This window comes from Paenibacillus sp. HJGM_3, assembly GCF_045062745.1.
Taxonomy (GTDB): Bacteria; Bacillota; Bacilli; order Paenibacillales; family NBRC-103111; genus Paenibacillus_AA.
The window spans coordinates 1-18,871 of the sequence record NZ_JBJGED010000005.1; the positions used below are offsets into that span (position 1 = coordinate 1).

At 57.3% G+C, this 18,871-nt stretch carries 16 protein-coding genes and 1 riboswitch; of the genes, 11 read left to right on the plus strand and 5 right to left on the minus strand.

Features of this window, described 5'->3' with window-relative positions; translation table 11 throughout:
• The 3 genes from ACI5FR_RS07055 to ACI5FR_RS07065 form a co-directional block, all read left to right on the plus strand.
• A partial coding sequence (locus ACI5FR_RS07055) for a helix-turn-helix transcriptional regulator (RefSeq protein ID WP_405452244.1) occupies window positions 1-1,863 on the plus strand: 1,863 nt, incomplete at its 5' end.
• A gap of 80 nt (window positions 1,864-1,943) precedes the next feature.
• Window positions 1,944-2,600, plus strand: coding sequence for an acetylglutamate kinase (locus ACI5FR_RS07060; RefSeq protein WP_405452246.1), 657 nt, complete (start codon window positions 1,944-1,946; stop codon window positions 2,598-2,600).
• Window positions 2,601-2,705: 105 nt separating this feature from the next.
• Window positions 2,706-3,371, plus strand: a complete 666-nt coding sequence (locus ACI5FR_RS07065) for an NAD-dependent epimerase/dehydratase family protein (RefSeq protein ID WP_405452249.1) — start codon at window positions 2,706-2,708, stop codon at window positions 3,369-3,371.
• Window positions 3,372-3,381: 10 nt separating this feature from the next.
• Here ACI5FR_RS07065 and ACI5FR_RS07070 read toward each other — a convergent pair whose 3' ends face one another.
• The gene (locus ACI5FR_RS07070) at window positions 3,382-3,783 is read right to left on the minus strand and encodes an Imm7 family immunity protein (protein ID WP_405452251.1); all 402 of its coding nucleotides are present in this window, start codon (window positions 3,781-3,783) and stop codon (window positions 3,382-3,384) included.
• A 15-nt stretch (window positions 3,784-3,798) separates the two neighbouring features.
• On the minus strand, window positions 3,799-5,898 hold the full coding sequence (locus ACI5FR_RS07075) for a restriction endonuclease fold toxin (protein ID WP_405452254.1): 2,100 nt from the start codon (window positions 5,896-5,898) through the stop codon (window positions 3,799-3,801).
• Between the two features lie 207 nt (window positions 5,899-6,105).
• On the opposite strand from ACI5FR_RS07075, the gene ACI5FR_RS07080 reads away from it, so the two are divergent.
• The 3 genes from ACI5FR_RS07080 (at window position 6,106) to ACI5FR_RS07090 (ending at window position 8,064) form a co-directional block, all read left to right on the plus strand.
• Complete coding sequence (locus ACI5FR_RS07080) at window positions 6,106-6,903, plus strand: DUF2935 domain-containing protein (RefSeq protein WP_405452256.1); 798 nt, start codon at window positions 6,106-6,108, stop codon at window positions 6,901-6,903.
• A gap of 149 nt (window positions 6,904-7,052) precedes the next feature.
• Entirely contained in the window at window positions 7,053-7,718 is a 666-nt protein-coding gene (gene rpiA, locus ACI5FR_RS07085) for a ribose-5-phosphate isomerase RpiA (protein WP_405452258.1), read from the plus strand.
• Between the two features lie 19 nt (window positions 7,719-7,737).
• Entirely contained in the window at window positions 7,738-8,064 is a 327-nt protein-coding gene (locus ACI5FR_RS07090; RefSeq protein WP_405452261.1) for a DUF3147 family protein, read from the plus strand.
• Between the two features lie 192 nt (window positions 8,065-8,256).
• Here the strand turns inward: ACI5FR_RS07090 and ACI5FR_RS07095 are convergent, their stop codons facing one another.
• Entirely contained in the window at window positions 8,257-8,538 is a 282-nt protein-coding gene (locus ACI5FR_RS07095; RefSeq protein WP_405452264.1) for a hypothetical protein, read from the minus strand.
• A gap of 75 nt (window positions 8,539-8,613) precedes the next feature.
• On the opposite strand from ACI5FR_RS07095, the gene ACI5FR_RS07100 reads away from it, so the two are divergent.
• The 3 genes from ACI5FR_RS07100 to ACI5FR_RS07110 are packed head-to-tail and all read left to right on the plus strand — an operon-like array spanning window position 8,614 to window position 14,136.
• Entirely contained in the window at window positions 8,614-10,548 is a 1,935-nt protein-coding gene (locus ACI5FR_RS07100; protein ID WP_405452267.1) for a putative thiazole-containing bacteriocin maturation protein, read from the plus strand.
• Window positions 10,545-12,497, plus strand: coding sequence for a TOMM precursor leader peptide-binding protein (locus tag ACI5FR_RS07105; protein WP_405452270.1), 1,953 nt, complete (start codon window positions 10,545-10,547; stop codon window positions 12,495-12,497). The genes ACI5FR_RS07100 and ACI5FR_RS07105 overlap by 4 nt, the downstream gene beginning before the upstream one ends.
• A gap of 16 nt (window positions 12,498-12,513) precedes the next feature.
• A complete protein-coding gene (locus ACI5FR_RS07110) occupies window positions 12,514-14,136 on the plus strand; it encodes a SagB family peptide dehydrogenase (RefSeq protein ID WP_405452953.1) in 1,623 nt (540 codons plus the stop codon).
• 53 nt (window positions 14,137-14,189) lie between these two features.
• Here the strand turns inward: ACI5FR_RS07110 and ACI5FR_RS07115 are convergent, their stop codons facing one another.
• A complete protein-coding gene (locus ACI5FR_RS07115; protein ID WP_405452273.1) occupies window positions 14,190-14,894 on the minus strand; it encodes a TioE family transcriptional regulator in 705 nt (234 codons plus the stop codon).
• A 213-nt stretch (window positions 14,895-15,107) separates the two neighbouring features.
• On the opposite strand from ACI5FR_RS07115, the gene ACI5FR_RS07120 reads away from it, so the two are divergent.
• Together ACI5FR_RS07120 and uvrA are read left to right on the plus strand one after the other, a co-directional pair.
• Window positions 15,108-15,515 (plus strand): GNAT family N-acetyltransferase, encoded by a 408-nt coding sequence (locus ACI5FR_RS07120; protein WP_405452276.1) that lies wholly within the window; start codon window positions 15,108-15,110, stop codon window positions 15,513-15,515.
• Between the two features lie 21 nt (window positions 15,516-15,536).
• On the plus strand, window positions 15,537-18,047 hold the full coding sequence (uvrA, locus tag ACI5FR_RS07125) for an excinuclease ABC subunit UvrA (protein WP_405452279.1): 2,511 nt from the start codon (window positions 15,537-15,539) through the stop codon (window positions 18,045-18,047).
• Between the two features lie 74 nt (window positions 18,048-18,121).
• Here the strand turns inward: uvrA and ACI5FR_RS07130 are convergent, their stop codons facing one another.
• On the minus strand, window positions 18,122-18,568 hold the full coding sequence (locus ACI5FR_RS07130) for a hypothetical protein (RefSeq protein WP_405452282.1): 447 nt from the start codon (window positions 18,566-18,568) through the stop codon (window positions 18,122-18,124).
• Window positions 18,569-18,708: 140 nt separating this feature from the next.
• Window positions 18,709-18,871: riboswitch (cyclic di-AMP (ydaO/yuaA leader) on the minus strand.

The following is an 18,871-nucleotide window of genomic DNA, read 5'->3' on the forward strand; positions in this document are numbered from 1 at the left end:
ACGTACAGCATTTACGGCTCGTCGCTGTTGGTCTGGGGCTTGCCTGCCCGGGAATGCCGCCCTATTCTGGAGAAGGCCATCGGTCATAACCTAGATTCGGGGAACGGGGCCTATATCGGTTACTGCATCGGGAGTTTGGCGACCTATTATGCCATGTACGAGCCTTTGGACGCACTCATAGAGTGGGTGCCTGCACAAGTCGAGCTGCTGAAGGTCATGTATCCGCTGCTCAGCGAATTCATCGGCATTTATCGGCAGTATGGGTTAAATTTGAAGGGGGTCTCGGGGGACCTGTTCTCGCTAAGCGGGGGGAAGTTCGAGAACGAGACGGACATTCGCCGTTCGGAACGGGATCCGTCCAGCGCGATGTACCGTTACATCTATTACGCGCTGAAGGCCCGGCTCTACTATTTTTTCGGCCACTACCGGGAAGCGATCCGCACGGCGGAGCTGTCCGCCAAGCTGTATCCGCCCATCAACGGACTGGGCTACCCGAATCATCTGTTCTTCTGGTCCCTGTCGATCGCTGCCGCATGGAATGGGATGGCGACCCTGGATCGATTGCGCTGGGGGAGGAAGCTTCGCCGGAATGAACGGTATCTCGCCCGGCTGGCTGCGCATTGCCCCGCCAATTTCGAATCGCGGTATTTGACGGTTGCAGCTGAGAGCGCGCGCCTCCGCGGACGCCGGGAACAAGCCCTCGCCTTGTTCCGCCGAGCGGTCGAAAGCGCCCGAACGCATCAGGATATCCAAGTCGAAGCGATTGCATCCGAGCATGCGGCAGCAGGCTGCGAGTTCTACGGGGAGACGGCCGCTGCCCGGCACTATGCGGAAGAGGCGATCCGATTATACGGACAGTGGGGGGCTCAGGCGAAAGCGGCCCATCTGCGCGCCGCCTATCGCCCTCTGCTGGAGCAGAACTCGCAGGAGGCGATCCGCTGGACCCATAGCGGTGATCCCACAACGGCCCATGCGGATGAAGAGATAAATGGAGGGGATCATTCGAAGCGAATAAGGGCAGCAGCCGATGGCGGACAACCCGGCGAAATAAGGGGATGGACCGGGGAAGCCCAATCGGACGATCGGGCCGCCATACCATCGGAGCCGACGCTTCGCTCGAAGGACGTTGTCTCCGGCGAGGAGGAGCTGATCCAGCTTCATCGCACGATGATGACCCGGATCGTGCAAGCGACCGGCGCGCAGACCGGCTCGCTCCTCTGCGAGCGCGATGGGGAGCTGTATCGCGAAATGTATATGGATGCGGACCGCGTTCTGATCCCCGATTCGGTCCGTGTGGACCGATGCGACCGGCTGTCGCCGGTCATCGCCTCCTTCGCTTTCATGAGCCGAGAGCTGGTCCTCCTGGGAGACGCAGCACGTGAAGGATTGTTCGTCCATGACGATTATGTTCGCCGGCATGGCTGCCGCTCGGTCTGCTGCTTGCCGATCTCGACTCCGACCGGCATTCGCGGCTTAATCTACTTGGAAAACGGCTTGGCCGCCAATGTGTTCAGCGAGGAGAGTCTCTTGTCCATCCATGGCATGGCCCGGCAGCTGATCTACTTGACTCAGCTGCAGCGTTCGGTCCGGACCGATGCGCTGGACGCCCAGGAGCAATCCGCAGCCGCGGGTCATGTCGAACAGGACCTTCCGGTCTATCTCGAGCCGCTTACCGACCGGGAGCGGGATGTCCTGCTGCGGATGGCCGAGGGGATGACGAATCATGAAATTGCCGCCAGCTTAAGCATGACCGTGGGAACGGTGAAGGTGCATTCCCGCAATATTTTCAGCAAACTGAATGTGAATCGCCGGACGAAAGCGGTCAAGATAGCTAGAGAGATGCAGCTGATTCAGCCTCAGTGAAGAAATGGATACCCCCATTCACCCAAACGCCCAGACTTGAATATATTGGCAGCAAATTTGGCTAAGGAGTGAATGTCCGCATGTATTCTTATTCAGAGAGCTGGTACTATTATCCGGTGCTGCCTCGGAACGATTTCAGACCCGATTCATACGGCAATCCCGGCTCTCATACAATGAGCATCCATTCTGGATGCATCAGCAAACATGAAGATGAGCTGAGCAAGACGCTGCGGGAGCTATGGGAACAGCACGTCTTCTGGACGCGTCTTGCTATCGTGAGTATAGTGTTCCAATTGCCCGATGTCTCTGTCACTTTGTCTCGTCTGCTGCGGAACGCAACCGATATGGGGAATGCGATCCGCCCCTTTTATGGCGATGAGGCCGCCAAAAAGTTCGAACAATTAATTCGGGATCATCTCGTCATTGCAGCGGATTTGGTGAAAGCGGCGGTAGCCGGAAATCAGAGTCAAGTGAATGCGCTGGAGAAGAAATGGTATGCCAACGCCGATGACGTTACGAATTTTCTAGCGAGTGCGAATCCGTATTTTCCTAAGGAAGCATTCCGCAAGATGTTCTATCACCATCTGGCCCTAACTAAGGCGGAAGCCGTAACCATGATCGGCAAAGATTATGCCCAATCGATCGCCTTGTTCGATCAAATCGAGAAGGAAGCGTTGATCATGGCCGATATGATGACGAAACCGATCGTCGCCCAGTTCCCCGCGCATTTCCGTTAGTGGGTTGACAGTAAAAGAGAGCTTGCCGTCTATCGGCGAGCTCTCTTATAATTGGAAATAGAACTATTTATTGGAGCGGTTAAGAGGAACAGGAGGTCCAGACGCATGTCCAAGCTTCGAATAATCGTGACCGGCTCAACCGGTATGGTAGGGGAGGGAGTGCTGCATGAATGCCTGAACCATCCCGATGTGGAAGAAGTGCTGATCTTGAACCGCAGGTCTCTCAAATTCTTCCACCCCAAACTTATCGAGGTGGTCCACGAGACTCTGGAGGATTGGAATTTGTTCGATCGGGAGCTGCCGGGCTATGACGCCTGCTTCTTCTGTCTAGGAGTGTCCTCCGTCGGGATGCAGGAGGAGGAATACACGAAAATTACATACGACTACACGATTCATGTGGCCGAGGTACTCACTCGAATCAATCCGAATATGGTATTCTGCTACGTCAGCGGAAGCGGCACCGACAGCAGCGAGCAGGGACGCAGCATGTGGGCGCGTGTCAAGGGCAGAACGGAAAACAAGCTGCTGTCGATGCCGTTCAAGCACGCGTACATGTTCCGCCCCGGTTATCTTCACCCGACCCCGGGCCTGAAGAACACGCATCGCTATTATGCCTATATCTCCTGGCTGTACCCGGCGGTCAAGCTGTTCCTGCCGAATCGGATCAACAGCTTGCGGGAGCTGGGCCTCGCCATGATTCACATCGTCCAGAGGGGATATGACCGTTCCATTATCGGGGTCAAGGATATCCACGAATTGGCCAAGCCTTGATCTGAGCGTCTTAGTCCGCTTCGTCCTCTATTACCGGAATGCAAGGCGACAATAAAGAGTCGCCTTGCTCGCTGATCCGCCCCCGTGCCATCACAAAAACCCGGAATTCATTATGGAGTTCCGCCGGGTGCTCGTCGTCCCGGACATAGAGCAGCCCATACGAGCCGGGGGCTATACGGCCTATATAGCCGAGCAAAGAATGAATGTCTTCGATTTCCTGGTTCCTGCGGTTCGCAACCCCTCCGATATTCAGGAAATACGTACCGTTCGAGGCTTGCAGCTGAAGCAGGCCGCTGTTCCAGCCAAGCGCACCAATCTGATCCCGAATGGCGCGGACCGCGCCCTCCAAATTTCCCGCATCGGCCTCAGACGCCGATTCTTGTATCGTAATCCATCCATGATATTCGATCATTTGGATTCCCCTTTCTTAGAGTAGTGGTTCGGTGTCGATCTTGACCTCTATTCCATATCTTTGGCTGTAATCGTGCAACTTGTCAATAACCGATTGGGCCGGCTCGCCTTCGAAATGGTAATAAACCTTTTTGCCCGTTTGCTGTGCGGCTTCGAACGTTGCCTTCATTTGATCCCGCACGCTTTTGTTGATCTGCTGCAGTGCGGGCTTCGTCTGGGCGACATAGTTGTCGCTGATGGCGTCGAACTCGCGGGCGGCCGGGTCGTTCGCGAACTTGACCCGGGACTGGCCGCCCAGCCGCTCCGCCAATGCATCGGCGGCCGGATCAGGCTTGTTCACCTGCACGAGCTCACCGGAATATCTCGGGGCAGGAGTATTGCTATCGGGCTGATCGTCGGGCTTCTCCTCCGGCTTGTTTTCCGGCTTCTCCTCCGGCTTCGGCTTCGGCTCCGGCTTCGGTTTCGGTTCCGGCACAGGATCGCTCTTCCGGGGCGGCGTCTCGACTGTGTCGGAGCCTGGCTTCTTTTTCCGCCCCCATTTCTCGGCGAGCGACTCCAGCGCCTTCCTCGCACGAGGCCCAACCTTGTCGATCAGCGACTTGAGCCCGCGGCCGAACGGAATACGGCTCAGCACAATACCGATCCCGACGGCGAGCGCATTCTCCGGGCTTAAGAGCTTCTTCGGGTCGCGGATATACCCGGCGATCTCATGCCCGCTTCCAGCGACGCCCATTCCCGTCAAGGCGAACCCCAAGGCCGGCCAGAAGCCGACGAACAAGAGCGCAAGTCCGAACGCACCGAGGACGATCGCCGCTTGCTCGAAGCCGTTCAACCGATCCCACCAATTTTGCAGGGAATCGAATAAGCAGGCGAAGCAAGAGGCTGCAGATGCATCCATATATGCGGTCATCGCCGAAGCGAATAGCGCGCCGAAGATCACTAGTCCGAGTACCGTAAGGCCTTTGGCCAATTGGCGCACGTTCGGCTCAATCGGCGCTACGTGGTCCAATGCTTCATGATTGCCGTATTGAAGCGCAAACCCAAGCTGACGGCGTTCCCGAAGAAACACGAGCAGCGGCCCGAACCGGGCTCGATCCGCAACCAGCGTCCGGCACAGCCGCCACAATTCGGTGAATGGATTCAAAAGCGATTCGCCGGCAAGCGCAGGCAGACGGGTACGCACTTTATTCAACGCCGCATAATCAAGGAAAAGCGCGAGGAGCAGCACCGCTAGGAACGTCCCTTTGGTCGTGTAGCCGCTTCCTGTCCAGTCGTAGAGCGTCATGATCCACTCGGGCATCCGGTAGTTGCCGTTGTAAGCCGCATGGTTCAGAATCGCCCACAGCAGCACGATCCCGGGGAACATGTATCCCCAGCGCGACCATGACTTCCGGAAACGAAACGCATACCCGAGCGCGAGGGCGATGAAGGCGGTGTGCACAGGATGGCTCACGCTCATCATATCGGAGCCGAAACTCGGCTCGAAGTAGCCGGGGAACAGGGTGAAGAAGTCCCAATGAATCGTCTCGCCTCCGAGCATCGTGTAGCTGTAACCGTACCGGTCCGCGATCGCCCCCGAGTTGATCCAGCGGCGTGACAGCTCCTCCATGAATTGAAAGCCTACCCCGGTCGCAGCCCCCAAGAGGGTAAAATCGCTCAAGCTGAGCGCCGTGGCGCGTCGGGAGAAGACCAGAAACAAGCCTAGCGGGAGCAGCTTCCACAGCTCTTCGAAGATCGGTGTGATGCCGGCCACCGACCATATGTCGGAAGTTCTGCCTCCGAATATCGAATGGAACGCCTGAACCGTCCATGCCGTGAACGGGGTCACGAGAAGGGCGCCGGCCAGGACGAACAGAGCCACCTGCTTCCAGGGCAGCGTCTTGCTGCGGCAGAGGGCCCAGAATTGCAGCAGCACATAGAACGACCATAAATATTGGACGAACATCTTGCGGGAATCTTCGGACAGGAACAGGCTGACGGCAAAAGATAGAAGCGATATCCACATCCACACCCCGTATACACGGGATATGGCCGGATACCGCTTGATCCACGCGCGAACGGCCCCGATGGCGCCCTCCAGCCGACTTCGGATTCCGTTTCGGACCCGCATGATCATGATTGGAATCGCAGCTCACCTCCCTAAAAACTTCCTATAGGGTAGCACATGACGGTTGAAGGTGACAGGCCCATTTCGCCCCCGGGTTCCGGGTCAATTGCCCCAATTATGTCGAATGCGGACGAATGGCTGTCGTACTAAACGATGCTTCGGGTTCATACCTTGGGAGTGGAGAAAGGCCATTATGGAACTCGGGAGGAGATTGATTTGGCTTCATCGGCCTTGTTCGAGCATCGCTTTTGGCTGCAAATTTTGGGGGACCACAGCAGGTTCATCTTCAATTCGCTATCACCTAAGGAGACCCAAGCGATTCACACCGCCCAACAGTTTATCGTCAGCTTCGACCAGCTGCTGGATCGTGCCAGGAAGGCTTCCACCGAGGCGGAAGCAGGTCCGATCAGCCAGCAGGCGCTCCCCTTAACGACCGAGCTTCGTAAATTCAAGCTCGATCTTCTCCAGAGACTGCTGTTCGGTAAAGTCGCGGTCGGTTTGCCGCCGACTTTTTTCAATCACATGGTCAATGAGCTGGAGGAATATTTGCGGATCTTAACGGACCTCGTGGCGGGGAAGCCTGTTCCCCAGTTCAACGCGATCCATCACGATTTCTTGTGGCTACTGGACGCCGTAGGCCACGCCGCGTCAATCGCGAGCGGTCTGGATCCCGTAGAGCAAGATCTGATCCAGAAGAGTATGAAATTCGAAAAGCATTTTGAACATCTGTACCTGAAGAGCATTGAATTGGCCGGCTACATGCGGACCCATCTGCGCGAGTTTCCCGCTTTCAAGAAATTTCATAAAGATATCAATTTGGAGATGAAGCTGTTCGTGGGGTTCCTGGCCGAGCTGGAAGAGATGCAGTTGACCGCCGAAGTGCTGGACCGCATCAGTCCGCTGATCCCGGACCATATGATGCGCGAAGAATGCTACTACTTGACCAAATTAGCTTCGCTCGGACTGGTGCCGGGTCCGAATTGCGATCCGACGAAGCCGCGTACCGAAGCGTAGTAGACGGGAGTCTTCCAGACCTCGCAGACCTCAACTTGGTCCGTGCAATTACCGCCACGGACTGGGGGCGGTGGACAAGCCCAGCAAGGTATGATTTACTAATCAGAAAAGAGAATCTCGGGTAGCCGGCACGAAAGGAGGAAGCACCGATGGAAATGAAAAAGCGGGTAGCGGAAGCCGCCGTAGAATACGTACAAGATGGAATGGTGGTGGGCTTGGGCACCGGTTCGACCGCCTTCTGGGCCATTCAAAAGCTGGGCGCTAGAGTCAAAGAAGGGCTGCGCATCAAGGCGATCGCAACCTCCGCAAAGTCGGAAGCGTTAGCTATCGAGTTGGGAATTCCAATGGTCCCGTTCGCCGAGGTGGATTACATCGATGTAACGATAGATGGCGCGGATGAAGTGGACATGGAGTTCAACTTGATAAAGGGGGGCGGCGGAGCATTGCTTCGTGAGAAAATCGTCGCCGCGGCAAGTCGCCAATTGATTGTGATCGTGGACGAAACCAAGCTAGTCCGACAGCTGGGCCAGTTTTCTTTACCGGTAGAAGCGGTCCGATTCGGGATCGAGACGACCAAACGCGCGATAGAACAATTAGGATGTCGAGCCGGCTTGAGGCTGCACGATGGAAGTCCGTACATCACCGATAATGGGAATTACATTTTGGACTGCGAATTCGGGACGATCGAGCATCCGGAACAATTGACGCATCGGCTGAACGCGATCCCGGGCGTTGTAGATAACGGGCTATTTATTCAAATGGCCCGGAAAATCATAGTCGGGTATCGAGACGGAGTCATAAAGACATTGGAGTAACCGGTGAGGAGAGTCGGACATGTTCGTCTTGAAAATTATGGTTTCAGCCATCCTTATCGCCATTGTGACGACGATCGCCAAGAGGAATACACTGCTGGCCGGGTTTATTGCGGCGTTCCCGATCACTAGCATGATCTCCATCGCGTGGATGGCATACACCAAGCAAAGCACCGACGACATCGCCAAATTCCTTACCAGCGTCTTATGGGGAATTATTCCCGCCGTGGTCATGCTGGCCGCTACTGTGATCGGGTTGAAGAAGGGGCTGCCGCTGCTCGCGTCCGTTGGGATCGGTTTCGGCGTTTGGCTCGCATTTACTTATGTATTTCATAAAATCCATATCTAAGCCGGACAGAGCCTGCAATTTTCCCCTCAAAATGACCTCCCGCAATAGTAACACTAGCGGAGCCGCTTTCATAGCATATGGAAGGGAATACGCCCAGTACATCATGCGGAGGTTAGTACAATGACCAACTTCAAGAAGGATATTCAAAAGCTGAAAGTCAGCAATTTCAATGCGAGCGAAATGACGCAAGCCTTAAATCAAGGCCAACTCGAGGACCAAATCCAAGGTGACCCGAACCGCTTGTGCGTTTTCTTCTGCTTCTTTTTCTGCTTCAATCGATGCAGTTGCTCTTGCAGTTGCTCTTGCAGTTGCTCTTGCAGTTGCTCTTGCAGTTGCTCTTGCAGTTGCAGCTGCAGCTGCAGTTGCAGTTGCGTCCGCTGTGGCGGCGGTCGGTGCGGCGGTTGCGCTCGCTGCCGCTAAGCTAGTTTGCAGAACCCCTGCTTCCTTCGAAGCAGGGGTTCGTTTTTTTGACATGACGGACAAAAGGTCCTACATAACCATAAATGAGAACCGGTTCCTCTGCACGAGGAATAAAGGAGGACGAGAACATTGAAAGCATCCGTGCGTCTGAAAGTGAAGGGGGATACGTTTTTTATCCCGGACCCGCGCGGTGGGGTATATTTTCGGAATAATACGGGCTCCTTCCGTATGGAGGGCGAAGATATCGAGCAATGGCTCGAAAGCCTAATGCCCGAGTTGAACGGCGAGCATACGATGGAGGAATTGACGGACGATTTGCCGGAGCCTTACCAGAAACGAATCCATGAGATCGCGGACGTCCTGTACGGAAATGGGTTTGTGCGGGATGTGAGTCAGGATAGGGAGCATCAGTTGGACGAGAGCCTCATCCTGACGTATAAACAGCAAATCGACTTTTTGGACAGCTTCGGCGGCTCTGGTGCCTACCGATTCCAGACGTACCGTCAAGGAAAAGTATTGGCGGTCGGCTCAGGCCCGTTCCTGGTGTCGCTCTGCGCCGCTTTATTGGAGTCCGGATTGCCGCACTTTCAAGTGCTGATCCTGGACCCGGATACGACCAATAGGCAAAGGTTGTCGGAATTGGCCGCATCAGCGCGCCGCGCCGATCCCGTGGTGAATGTGGAACTAATAAGCCCGGGCGAGGGCGGGCCGATGAATTGGAGCGAGCTGGTTACTCCGTATGATGCGGTCTTGTATGTAGCATCGAACGCGGAGGAACTCGATTCGCTATGGGAAGTTCAATCGGCATGCCGGGAGGAACGGAAGGTGCTGCTTCCCGCTCTGTTCGTTCGGCAGACAGGCATGGCGGGGCCTTTGGTGCGTCCCGATTCGGACTATGGCCTGGAATCGGCATGGCGACGGATTCACGAGCCCCTCGTAACTAGGGATCCTGAGCTGCATACACCGTCCTCTACAGCACAAGCGTTGCTCGCGAATGTGATCGTCTTGGAATGGTTCAAGGCATCGACGGGTGTAACCGAATCCCATCTCCCCGGCCGGTTGTTTCTGCTGAACTTGGAGACGCTGGAGGGAAGCTGGCATGCTTTCCTGCCCCATCCGCTGGAAGGCGAACGTCAGCCAGCCGACACCCAAACGCTGGAGATCGGGAAGCTGCTGGAGCCTAACTCCTCGACGCAACCCTCGAACGGCCTTCTGCAAGCACTCGCCCGTCTGACATCGCCGGCGACGGGGATTCTCCATCTATGGGAGGAAGGCGAGCTGAAGCAGCTTCCGCTATGCCTCTGTCGCGCGCAGGCGGCCGATCCGTTGTCCGCCGGGCCGGCAACGCTGCTGCCGGAACTGGTCTGTGCCGGCATGACGCACGAGGAGGCTCGAAGGGAAGCGGGACTCGCGGGAATTGAGGCTTACGTCTCGCGGTTGGCTCAGCAGAACGATCAGCCGGCAAGCCCTCAATCGGTTTTAGCGGGTATTGGGACGGGGGAGACGGCAGCGGAGGCGGTATGCCGGGCATTGCAGCATGGCTTAACCGAGCTGTTCGCCAACCGGACGCAAGCCGGTAAGCCGACCGTTACACTGGCGCGGCTGAACGCTATTGAGGATGCACGGTGCAACTATTACCTGCAGGTATTGGGCGTAATGCAAGGAACCCCTGAGATTAGAGTAGGAGAAGACGTGGCGGGCTTTCCCGTTTTTTGGGTTCGATCCCAGGACAGTTGGTTCGGCGGTGTCGGCTTGACTCCAGCATCGGCGCTTCGTAACGCGCTCCAGCTCGCCGTGATGAGAGCGCAGCTGGAAGAGGGGTTCCACCCGTCACAAGCTGTAGTTCAATCCAGGCTGCATATTGATGAGAAGCAACCTGAGCGAATGATTGCGATTGGCGTTGACACCGATGGAGACTATGCGGATCGTCTGCGCTCCGCCCTCCAGGTGCTGCAGCGGCAGCAGAAGCGTATTCAGATCGACGAGTTGCCTTTAGAGCCATTTCTGAAAGAAAATCTGGCAGGGGCGTACCGTGTCACTGTTCGCGAGGAGGTGATCTCGTGAATCCTAAGATTATGGTTATTGGCGTAGGACGACTTGCCGATCTCGTTTGCGACCTGTGGAGCCTCTCGTCCGTTTCCTACCGGCTCGTGCGTCAGCCCAATTTGGAGTCGGCCTTTTTAGAATCGGCGGATTTGTCGCTAGTGCTAAGCGATGGATGGGATCCCGGTCTGCTGCAAGCGGCGGAAGAGCGGTTCCAGAGCAGCGGCAAGCCGTGGCTGCGCGGTCATGTCTGGATGGGCGAAGGCGTAGTCGGACCCTTGGTCCGTCCGGGCACGGCCGGGTGTTCCCGGTGTGCGGACACCCGGTCGTTCATGGCAGGGAACGACCGGCCGTCGACATGGGATTTGCAGCAGTACCTCACCGAGCAAGGCGGAATCGCTTCCGATGCCTGGGGCTCGCGTACCGCGATGCTTCAGCTGGCGCACTATCTGGTGGAGGAAGCCCAAAGCTTCCTGCAGGGCAATCCCGTCCGCACGGAAGCCAGAATGATGCTGATGAACTTGAACACACTAGGCAGCTCGCTGCATCGGGTACTCCCCGATCCGCAATGTACGTTGTGCAGCCGTCTGCCGGAGGATACGGCCGACAACGCCCGGATCGAGCTCCAGCCAAGCCCCAAGATCAATCCCGACCGGTATCGATGCCGTCCGATGGAGGAGCTGAAGCAAGTGCTGGCTAGGGACTATCTGGATTTGCGCACGGGCTTGCTGAACGGAAAGATGATGGACCTCGTAGCGCCTTTCGCCGACTCGAGCGTCAATCTGCCCCTGTTCGGGGCGGATGAAGGCTGCGCGGGTCGAACGAATTCCTACGCGGACAGCGAGCTGACGGCGATCCTGGAAGGCTTGGAGCGCTACTGCGGCATGTCGCCCCGCGGCAAGCGCACAATGGTGTACGGCAGCTACCGCGAGCTGGAGGATCAGGCTCTCGATCCCCGCTCCGTCGGAGTTCATGACCAGCAGCAGTACGAGAAGCCGGATTTTCCGCTGCAGCCGTTCGATCCCGATCGCCAGGTCAACTGGGTTTGGGGGTACTCATTCCTGGAGGAGCGCCCGATTCTGGTGCCGGAGCAGCTCGCCTACTACAACTCGGGCTGCGGTCAAGGATTCGTGTACGAGACCTCCAACGGCTGCGCCCTGGGCGGCACATTGGAGGAGGCGATTTTCTACGGCATCCTGGAGGTCGTGGAGCGAGATTCGTTCCTCATGACCTGGTATGCTAAGCTGCCGCTGCCGCGGCTCGATCCCTACTCGGCCGACGATCGGGAGCTGGAGCTCATGTTGGAACGGCTGCGGGCGGTTGCGGGCTATGACGTCTATTTGTTCGATTCGACGATGGAGCACGGCATCCCAAGCGTATGGACGATTGCGAAGAACCGCAATCAGCGGGGCGTGAATGTGATTTGCGCGGCAGGCGCCCATCCGGACCCGATCCGAGCGGTGAAAGGCTCGATCCATGAGATCGGGGGGATGCTCATGGCATTCAACGAGAAATTGGAGGCGAATCGGAGCACGTATCTCGAGATGCTGAACGACCCTTATCAGGTCAGGCAGATGGAGGATCACTCCATGCTTTACAGCTTGCCGGAGGCGGAGGAACGGTTTGAGTTCCTGATGGCGGGTGACCGTCCCCTGCGAACGTTTAAGGACCAGTACCGGCCGAGGGCCCGGCACGCCGACCTCACCGACGACCTTAAACATTTGCTGCACACGTTTCGCAGTCTGAGCATGGACATCATCGTAGTCGACCAAACGACCCCCGAGATGGAGCGCAACGGACTGTCATGCGTGAAGGTGCTCATTCCGGGCATGCTGCCGATGACCTTCGGCTATCACATGACGCGCTTAGTCGGACTGGATCGAGTGCTGAAGGTGCCGGCGAAGCTGGGGTATGCCGATGCGCCGCTTAGGCCCGAGCAGCTCAATGCGCATCCGCATCCATTCCCTTGAGAGCGATGGTGATTCGATGAGCCTGCGCGAGTTTTTGCATCATTTGCAGTTCGAACCGGACAAAATCAAACCACCGGGCTGGGAGACGGATTGGGAGGATGCCCCGCTGCCGTATAAGCTGTATCGCCGGCTCCCGACTATCCCGCTGTGCGCGGAAGTGCCTTTGACCTTGTATGGGGATGAGGCGTCGGAACGAGTAAAAGTAACGCTGAAGGATCTGGGCCATCTCCTCTGGCATGTCTATGGGCTGACGCAGATCAGCCAAACCCAATATGCCATGGATGCGCCAACGGGCGAAGGGGAATTTGAAGAGGAGGAACCGTCGTTTCCGTACCAAATGTATCGGCGCTTCATCCCATCGGGCGGAGGACTGTATCCGAACGAGCTGTATGTGTATTTGAAGCTGGAGGGCGCGCCGCATGGGGTGTATCATTACGATGTGGCCCACCATCGCTTGGTGCTGCTGCGCGAAGGCGTCTATGACAGCTATCTGGACCGAGCGCTGGGACATCGGAGCGAAGTGTCGGCTTGCTGCGCGGTTGCTTTCGTCTCGGCCTACTTCTGGAAAAACTTTTTCAAATACAACAATTTCTCCTACCGCCTGCAAGGGCTGGACGCCGGCGTGTTGATCGGGCAGCTGCTGGAAGGGGCAAAGCGGTTCGGGTTCAAGGAGGCGTGCGTTCATTACCAGTTCCTGGATCAGGCCGTGAACCACTTGCTGGGGCTAAGTGATCAGGAGGAGAGCGTATATGCCGTCATCCCGTTATCGTACGATGCGGAGATTTACAGGGCGCTAGATGCACCAACAGACACGATCACGGTCACCGCTAGCGACCTGATGCAGGAGCTCTCAGAGCTCCGGCACGAGCAGTATGTGCATTCGGCGCGAATCGTTCCGTTTCCTAAGCTGCTGGAGATGAACGAAGCGTCCCGGATCAGTTGTACGCAGTCGTTTCGATCGATAGGAGAACGGACCTCACCGACCTTTCAGTTCGAGGAGACCGAGGCTATCGAGCTGCCGCATGTGGATAGAATGTCATACGATTGGGCGGCCGTGTGCCGGAAGCGGTACTCGCCGGAGGCGGATTATATTCTGCGTGAGGTCAGTCTGGTTCAATTGGCTGGACTGCTGCGTGAGGCGACCGCATCCTGGGCTTATCGAAACGATTTGGACCGTGAGTCGGCGGCGCGAAGTCCCCGAGTTTTTCTGTATGTAAGCCTCTATGCGGTTGAAGGGGTGCCGGACGGTGCGTATCGCTACGATGCGGTGCGGCATGCTCTATGGCAAGTGCGTCCCGGCGATCATCGGCCCTGGCTGCAGAAGGCCGTTGCGCTTGGTAATATTAGCCTGTACCAGGTTCCGTTAATCTTCCATGTAGCCGGCGACCGTAATCATCTTATTGAACCCTTGGGTTACCGGGGCTACCGGATCCAGCAGATGGAGGCAGGCATGCTCGTTCAGCGCTTGCTTCTGGCAGCGGGTGTTCACGGCTTTGGGGGACGGCCTCTGCTCGGTTTCGACCCGGGCCTAAGCGATGAGCTGTTTCGGGCAGCCGATGCGGATGCGACTTGTTTGATCCAAATTCCGATAGGTCCACATCGCGGACGTGAGCGGCTGGAAGGGAAGTTATCCTGTTAAACGAATCGGCCTTGGTCCTCAACTACATGGGACTAAGGCCGTTTTAGTTTTGCTCACATCAGCTTCAACACTTGACAGAGCTCAACCAACCGATGAACGCCGAGGAACTGTTGTCGGTTCCGCTCATGAATGGTGCGGATGGCGTCTTCCGTGAGCTTCTTCGCTTGCTCGATACTTTGGTGTTCCACCGCGTGCACGATCTCCTTGATGGTGCTCAGGAAGTAAACCGTGCCTCGCAGCGTGCGGATAAGCAAGATCTGGCGGATGTGCAGAGGACTGAACCGCCGATAACCATTTTCGGGGTCCCGCTCCGGGGTGAGCAGCCCTTCCTTCTCCCAATGTCGAATGGAGGATGTCGTTACCCCTGTGCAGGCAGCCGCTTCTCCGATCGTCATGTGCGCCATCCGCTTCCGGCTCGGCAGGACCGGCAGCTCCGGCGTCTGCAGCAGCTCCATCGTCTGATCTGCGGCGACCTTGTCCCGATGCAGGTTCGCTTGTTCCCGGTTGACCAGCCAGAAGGCCGCATCCAACCGGGCGTTCTGAATGTGGCGAAGCACATCGCAGGTCAGTGCGACGCCGAAGCCCGGGAACATGGCGCGCAGGCATTGAAAATATGCCAAGTGCTCCTCGGTGTAGAGGCGATAGCCATTGGCGGCCCGTTCGGGAGCCGGCACGACGCCCCAAGCTTCGTAATGGCGCAAAGCGCTCGTGCTGATGTGCAGCTGCCTCGCGATCTCGTGGGGTTTGTAGTAGCGCATCTCTCAACCTCCGTGGAATCCGGTGCGATACTTTACTATAGCAAGGGGCATGAGGCTAAGGCAAATGTTGCACAAAAACCTTTGAACACCGCGATAAGGTTCACACCAACCGGCAAGGTTAGTTATCTCGAACTTTAGCACTTGCATCAATGTTGTATAGTATAGGGTGCAGGTTAAGTTTCCGATCTGACAAAAACAAGGAGGAGCTGAAGCATGCATATTCGCCATGAAGTACCGGACACCCAGACCTATCAGAACTTGAGAATAGCGGCGGGATTGCCGCCCAAAGAACACGAAATCGCCACAACCGCCTTGAACCGCTCGATCTTCACCGTAATCGTTAGGAAGGACGGTTCCGAGATGATTGGCATGGGAAGAATCGTGGGCGACGGAGGCTGTTATTATCAGCTCGTCGATGTCCTCGTTCATCCCGATTACGAGGATCTCGCGGTGAAGGAAGTCGTAATCCGCGAGCTGCTGAATTACTTGGACCAACACGCTCCAGCCGATGCGGAGATCATCGTAATGGCGGACGTCCGTAACCTTCCGATCTATCAGAACCATGGGTTTAAGCTAGTATATCCGGAGTACTACGGCATGACGCGACAGTCCGTTCATTAATTCGAATCCGAGGAGTTGTGTATGAATCCTTTTATTGAAATTCGAGGCGCCAGGGAAAACAACTTGAAAGATGTAACCCTCCGTATCCCCAAGCACAAGCTGGTCGTCCTGACGGGCCCGTCCGGGTCCGGCAAGTCTACGCTGGCGATGGATACGCTGCAGCGGGAATGCCAAAGGCAATACATGGAGTCGATGGGGATGACCTCCGATGCGATCGCCAAGCCGAAGGTCGACGCCATCGTCGGCTTGTCGCCGTCGATCAGCGTGGGACAGCACGTCACGAACCGGAATCCCCGTTCGACGGTTGGTACAGTTACCGATATTCACACCTATTTGCGTGTGATCTATGAAAAGCTGGGCGAGCGTCCGTGCCCGCATTGCGGCCACCGCTTCGTTCCGTCTCCGGATCCGATGGCCAGCTCGGCGGTCGGAGACGATCAGGTGGAGGATGGACATGCATCGGTCCGTTGTCCGCAATGCGAAGGCACGATGGAGCGCTACACGCGCAGGCATTTCTCGTACAACACGCCCGAAGGGGCTTGCGAAGGCTGCGATGGCCTCGGCCATACCGTGAGCCTAAATCTGGATGCCGTCTTCGACCAAGAGAAGAGCTTGAATGAAGGCGGCGTAACGATCTGGTTCGACGCTTGGCTCAAGTACAACGTGTCCATCATGAAAGCGGCGGCCGATCACTACGGTCTAACGTTCGATCCGGATGTGCCACTCAAGGATTACAACGCCGTCCAGCGAGACTTGCTCTATTATGGCGTAGAGAGCGAGTCATTTATCGCCCATTATCCCGACGTAAAACCGCCCAAATCGGTATCGGGAGGCAAATATGAAGGTGTCGTAACCGGAATCTGGAGACGGTACAAAGAAAAGGGGGGCGAATCGGGGGAAGCGGCGCTGTTCCAGGAAGAGACGTGCGCCGTCTGCCATGGAGCCCGGCTCAAGGCAGCCATCCGCCAAGTCATGGTCGGCGGCGCAGCCATCTCCGACATCTCCGGATGGGCGCTCCAGAACGCACTCTTCTGGCTCGAGCGGCTCATGGGCGAGCTGCAGCCGGACGCCCGAGAGCAAGTGGAATCGCTGCTCCACGATTTGATCGTTCGGACGGGACGCATTGTCGACGTCGGGCTCGGGTACTTGTCGCTGAGCCGCCAGTCGATCACGCTGTCCGGCGGGGAAGCGCAGCGGCTGCGTCTTGCCTCCATCATAGGGTCGGGACTGACCGGCGTGCTGTACATCCTCGACGAGCCGACCGCGGGCCTGCACCCCCGCGACACGGCGGGGCTGATTCAAGTGCTGCAGCAGCTGCGGGACCTAGGGAATACGGTGCTCGTCATCGAGCACGATGTCGAGATGATGCGCGCTGCAGACCACGTGATCGACATGGGTCCCGGGGCCGGCAGCTTCGGCGGAAGGGTCGTCGGGGAAGGGACGCTGAAGGAATTGATGGCGAACCCCGAGTCGGTCACCGGTACTTTCCTGCGGGAAGAGGATGTTCGACGCTTGGGTGCAGCCCAAGGTCGAAGGAGACGTCCGGGGACCGGTCAAGTGCTCCAAGTCCGCGACGCGTACGAGCGGAATCTGAAGCATATTGACGTAGCGTTCCCGCTCGGCTGCCTCGTCGCCCTCACCGGCGTCTCCGGTTCCGGCAAGTCGACGCTGCTGTTCGATCTCGTCGCCGCCGGAGGCCGTGACGAGCAGCAGCGCCACGGCTGCGCGAGCATTACCGGCTTCGGCGCGATCGACAACATCGTGACCGTCGACCAGTCTCCGATCGGCAGGATGAGCCGGTCCAATGTGGCGACGTATACGGACGTGTTCACCGCGATGCGGAATCTATATGCGGGATTGCCGGAAGCGAAGCAGGCCGGGCTGACGGCGAAGCACTTCTCGTTCAACACTCCGGGCGGGCGCTGCGAGCACTGCCAAGGGCTCGGTGTCGTACCGATGGATATGTTCTTCCTGCCCGGGCTTGAGGTACGCTGCCCGGTTTGCCGCGGCAAGCGGTTCCAGGATGAGGTGCTGCGCATCACTTACAACGGACTGTCGATCTCCGAGCTGCTCGATCTGACGGTCCAAGAGAGCCTGCCGCTCCTGCAAGGGCGGACGAAGATGGATGGACAGATCGCGCTGCTGAACGAAGTGGGCCTCGGTTATCTTCATTGGGGCCAGTCGATCGTAACGTTGTCCGGCGGCGAGGGCCAACGGATCCGGCTGGCCAAAGAGCTGAGCGGGAAGACGAAGCGTCATTCCCTCTATTTGCTGGACGAGCCGTCCACCGGGCTGCATCCGCGCGATACCGCGCAGCTGCTCATCTTGCTGAACCGGCTGGTCGACGCCGGCAATACGGTCATCGTCGTGGAGCACAACCTCGATGTCATCCGCGAGTGCGATTGGGTCATCGACATCGGGCCCGATGGGGGAGACAAGGGCGGTGAAGTAATTGCGACCGGCAGCCCGGAGCATGTCGCGACGATCGACGCCTCCCATACGGGTCGTTATTTAAGAGAAGTGTTAAGGTAACGGCGCATACGTCTGACAGGAAGCCTTCATATCCGGTACTCGGATGGGGGCTTCTTCGTTTGGAACGCGGTCCGTTAGAACGAGAAATACGAAACCGATCGCCGCAAACATTCATCCTCCTCCAGCTGGAAGGGGTCGTGCGCGGGAGGGTATTCGATATTGTCAGCCAGGTCGTTAAGCGCTGCGGCAACCAGATCGCCTCTCACCGTACCCCAGCAAAGCCGATTGCCTTGAATGACGTGAAACGCTTCGGGGATGGAGAGGCCCTTGAGTGGAGTATAGACCGCTGCCCATTTAACGAGGTCGAGCGGCTGTTCTCCGCGGGGCAAAGCGAACGAGCCCCAGCCGACCGCACCCCGGGCCGCCATTCTCAACAATCCGGTGTAGCCCCGCTCTCCCGACCCGGGAGCAAAGCCTTCCAACCAATCGTAATCGAACAGGAACAGTTTCATTGAACCGATCCGGTAGAGGGTTAAGTCGGATTGGCTCAAGTCAGGCAGCGCTTCGATTGCTTTCACCATTAGGCGGAGCTCCTTTGCAGATCATATTGGGCAGATCGAGTAACAAGTACAACAAAAAAGAAGCCCGAACAGAGAATGTCTGTTCTCGGGCTTCCCGTGTCGCAACGCGTGCAGGGCGTGGCGAATTGGATGAGCGAGTCAGGCTCTCTCAATGACGCTTGCGAGGTTAGCTGTCGGATTCGGGCTTGAGAGTGCCCTACCTTGGCGGATGCCTCGGATTCACCCCATGGATTCGATGCCGCCGCGACGGCTCGTTCCGGTGGTTCCCCCGCTTCCTGGATCGGAATTCAGCGTTTTGACTAC

What these genes read in the sequence shown, in the direction of transcription:
- ACI5FR_RS07060 (WP_405452246.1), top strand. Translation starts at nt 1,944, where the DNA reads ATGTATTCTTATTCAGAGAGCTGGTACTATTATCCGGTGCTGCCTCGG.
- ACI5FR_RS07065 (WP_405452249.1), top strand. Translation starts at nt 2,706, where the DNA reads ATGTCCAAGCTTCGAATAATCGTGACCGGCTCAACCGGTATGGTAGGG.
- ACI5FR_RS07070 (WP_405452251.1), bottom strand. Translation starts at nt 3,783, where the DNA reads ATGATCGAATATCATGGATGGATTACGATACAAGAATCGGCGTCTGAG.
- ACI5FR_RS07075 (WP_405452254.1), bottom strand. Translation starts at nt 5,898, where the DNA reads ATGATCATGCGGGTCCGAAACGGAATCCGAAGTCGGCTGGAGGGCGCC.
- rpiA (WP_405452258.1), top strand. Translation starts at nt 7,053, where the DNA reads ATGGAAATGAAAAAGCGGGTAGCGGAAGCCGCCGTAGAATACGTACAA.
- ACI5FR_RS07090 (WP_405452261.1), top strand. Translation starts at nt 7,738, where the DNA reads ATGTTCGTCTTGAAAATTATGGTTTCAGCCATCCTTATCGCCATTGTG.
- ACI5FR_RS07095 (WP_405452264.1), bottom strand. Translation starts at nt 8,538, where the DNA reads ATGTCAAAAAAACGAACCCCTGCTTCGAAGGAAGCAGGGGTTCTGCAA.
- ACI5FR_RS07110 (WP_405452953.1), top strand. Translation starts at nt 12,514, where the DNA reads ATGAGCCTGCGCGAGTTTTTGCATCATTTGCAGTTCGAACCGGACAAA.
- ACI5FR_RS07115 (WP_405452273.1), bottom strand. Translation starts at nt 14,894, where the DNA reads ATGCGCTACTACAAACCCCACGAGATCGCGAGGCAGCTGCACATCAGC.
- ACI5FR_RS07120 (WP_405452276.1), top strand. Translation starts at nt 15,108, where the DNA reads ATGCATATTCGCCATGAAGTACCGGACACCCAGACCTATCAGAACTTG.
- uvrA (WP_405452279.1), top strand. Translation starts at nt 15,537, where the DNA reads ATGAATCCTTTTATTGAAATTCGAGGCGCCAGGGAAAACAACTTGAAA.
- ACI5FR_RS07130 (WP_405452282.1), bottom strand. Translation starts at nt 18,568, where the DNA reads ATGGTGAAAGCAATCGAAGCGCTGCCTGACTTGAGCCAATCCGACTTA.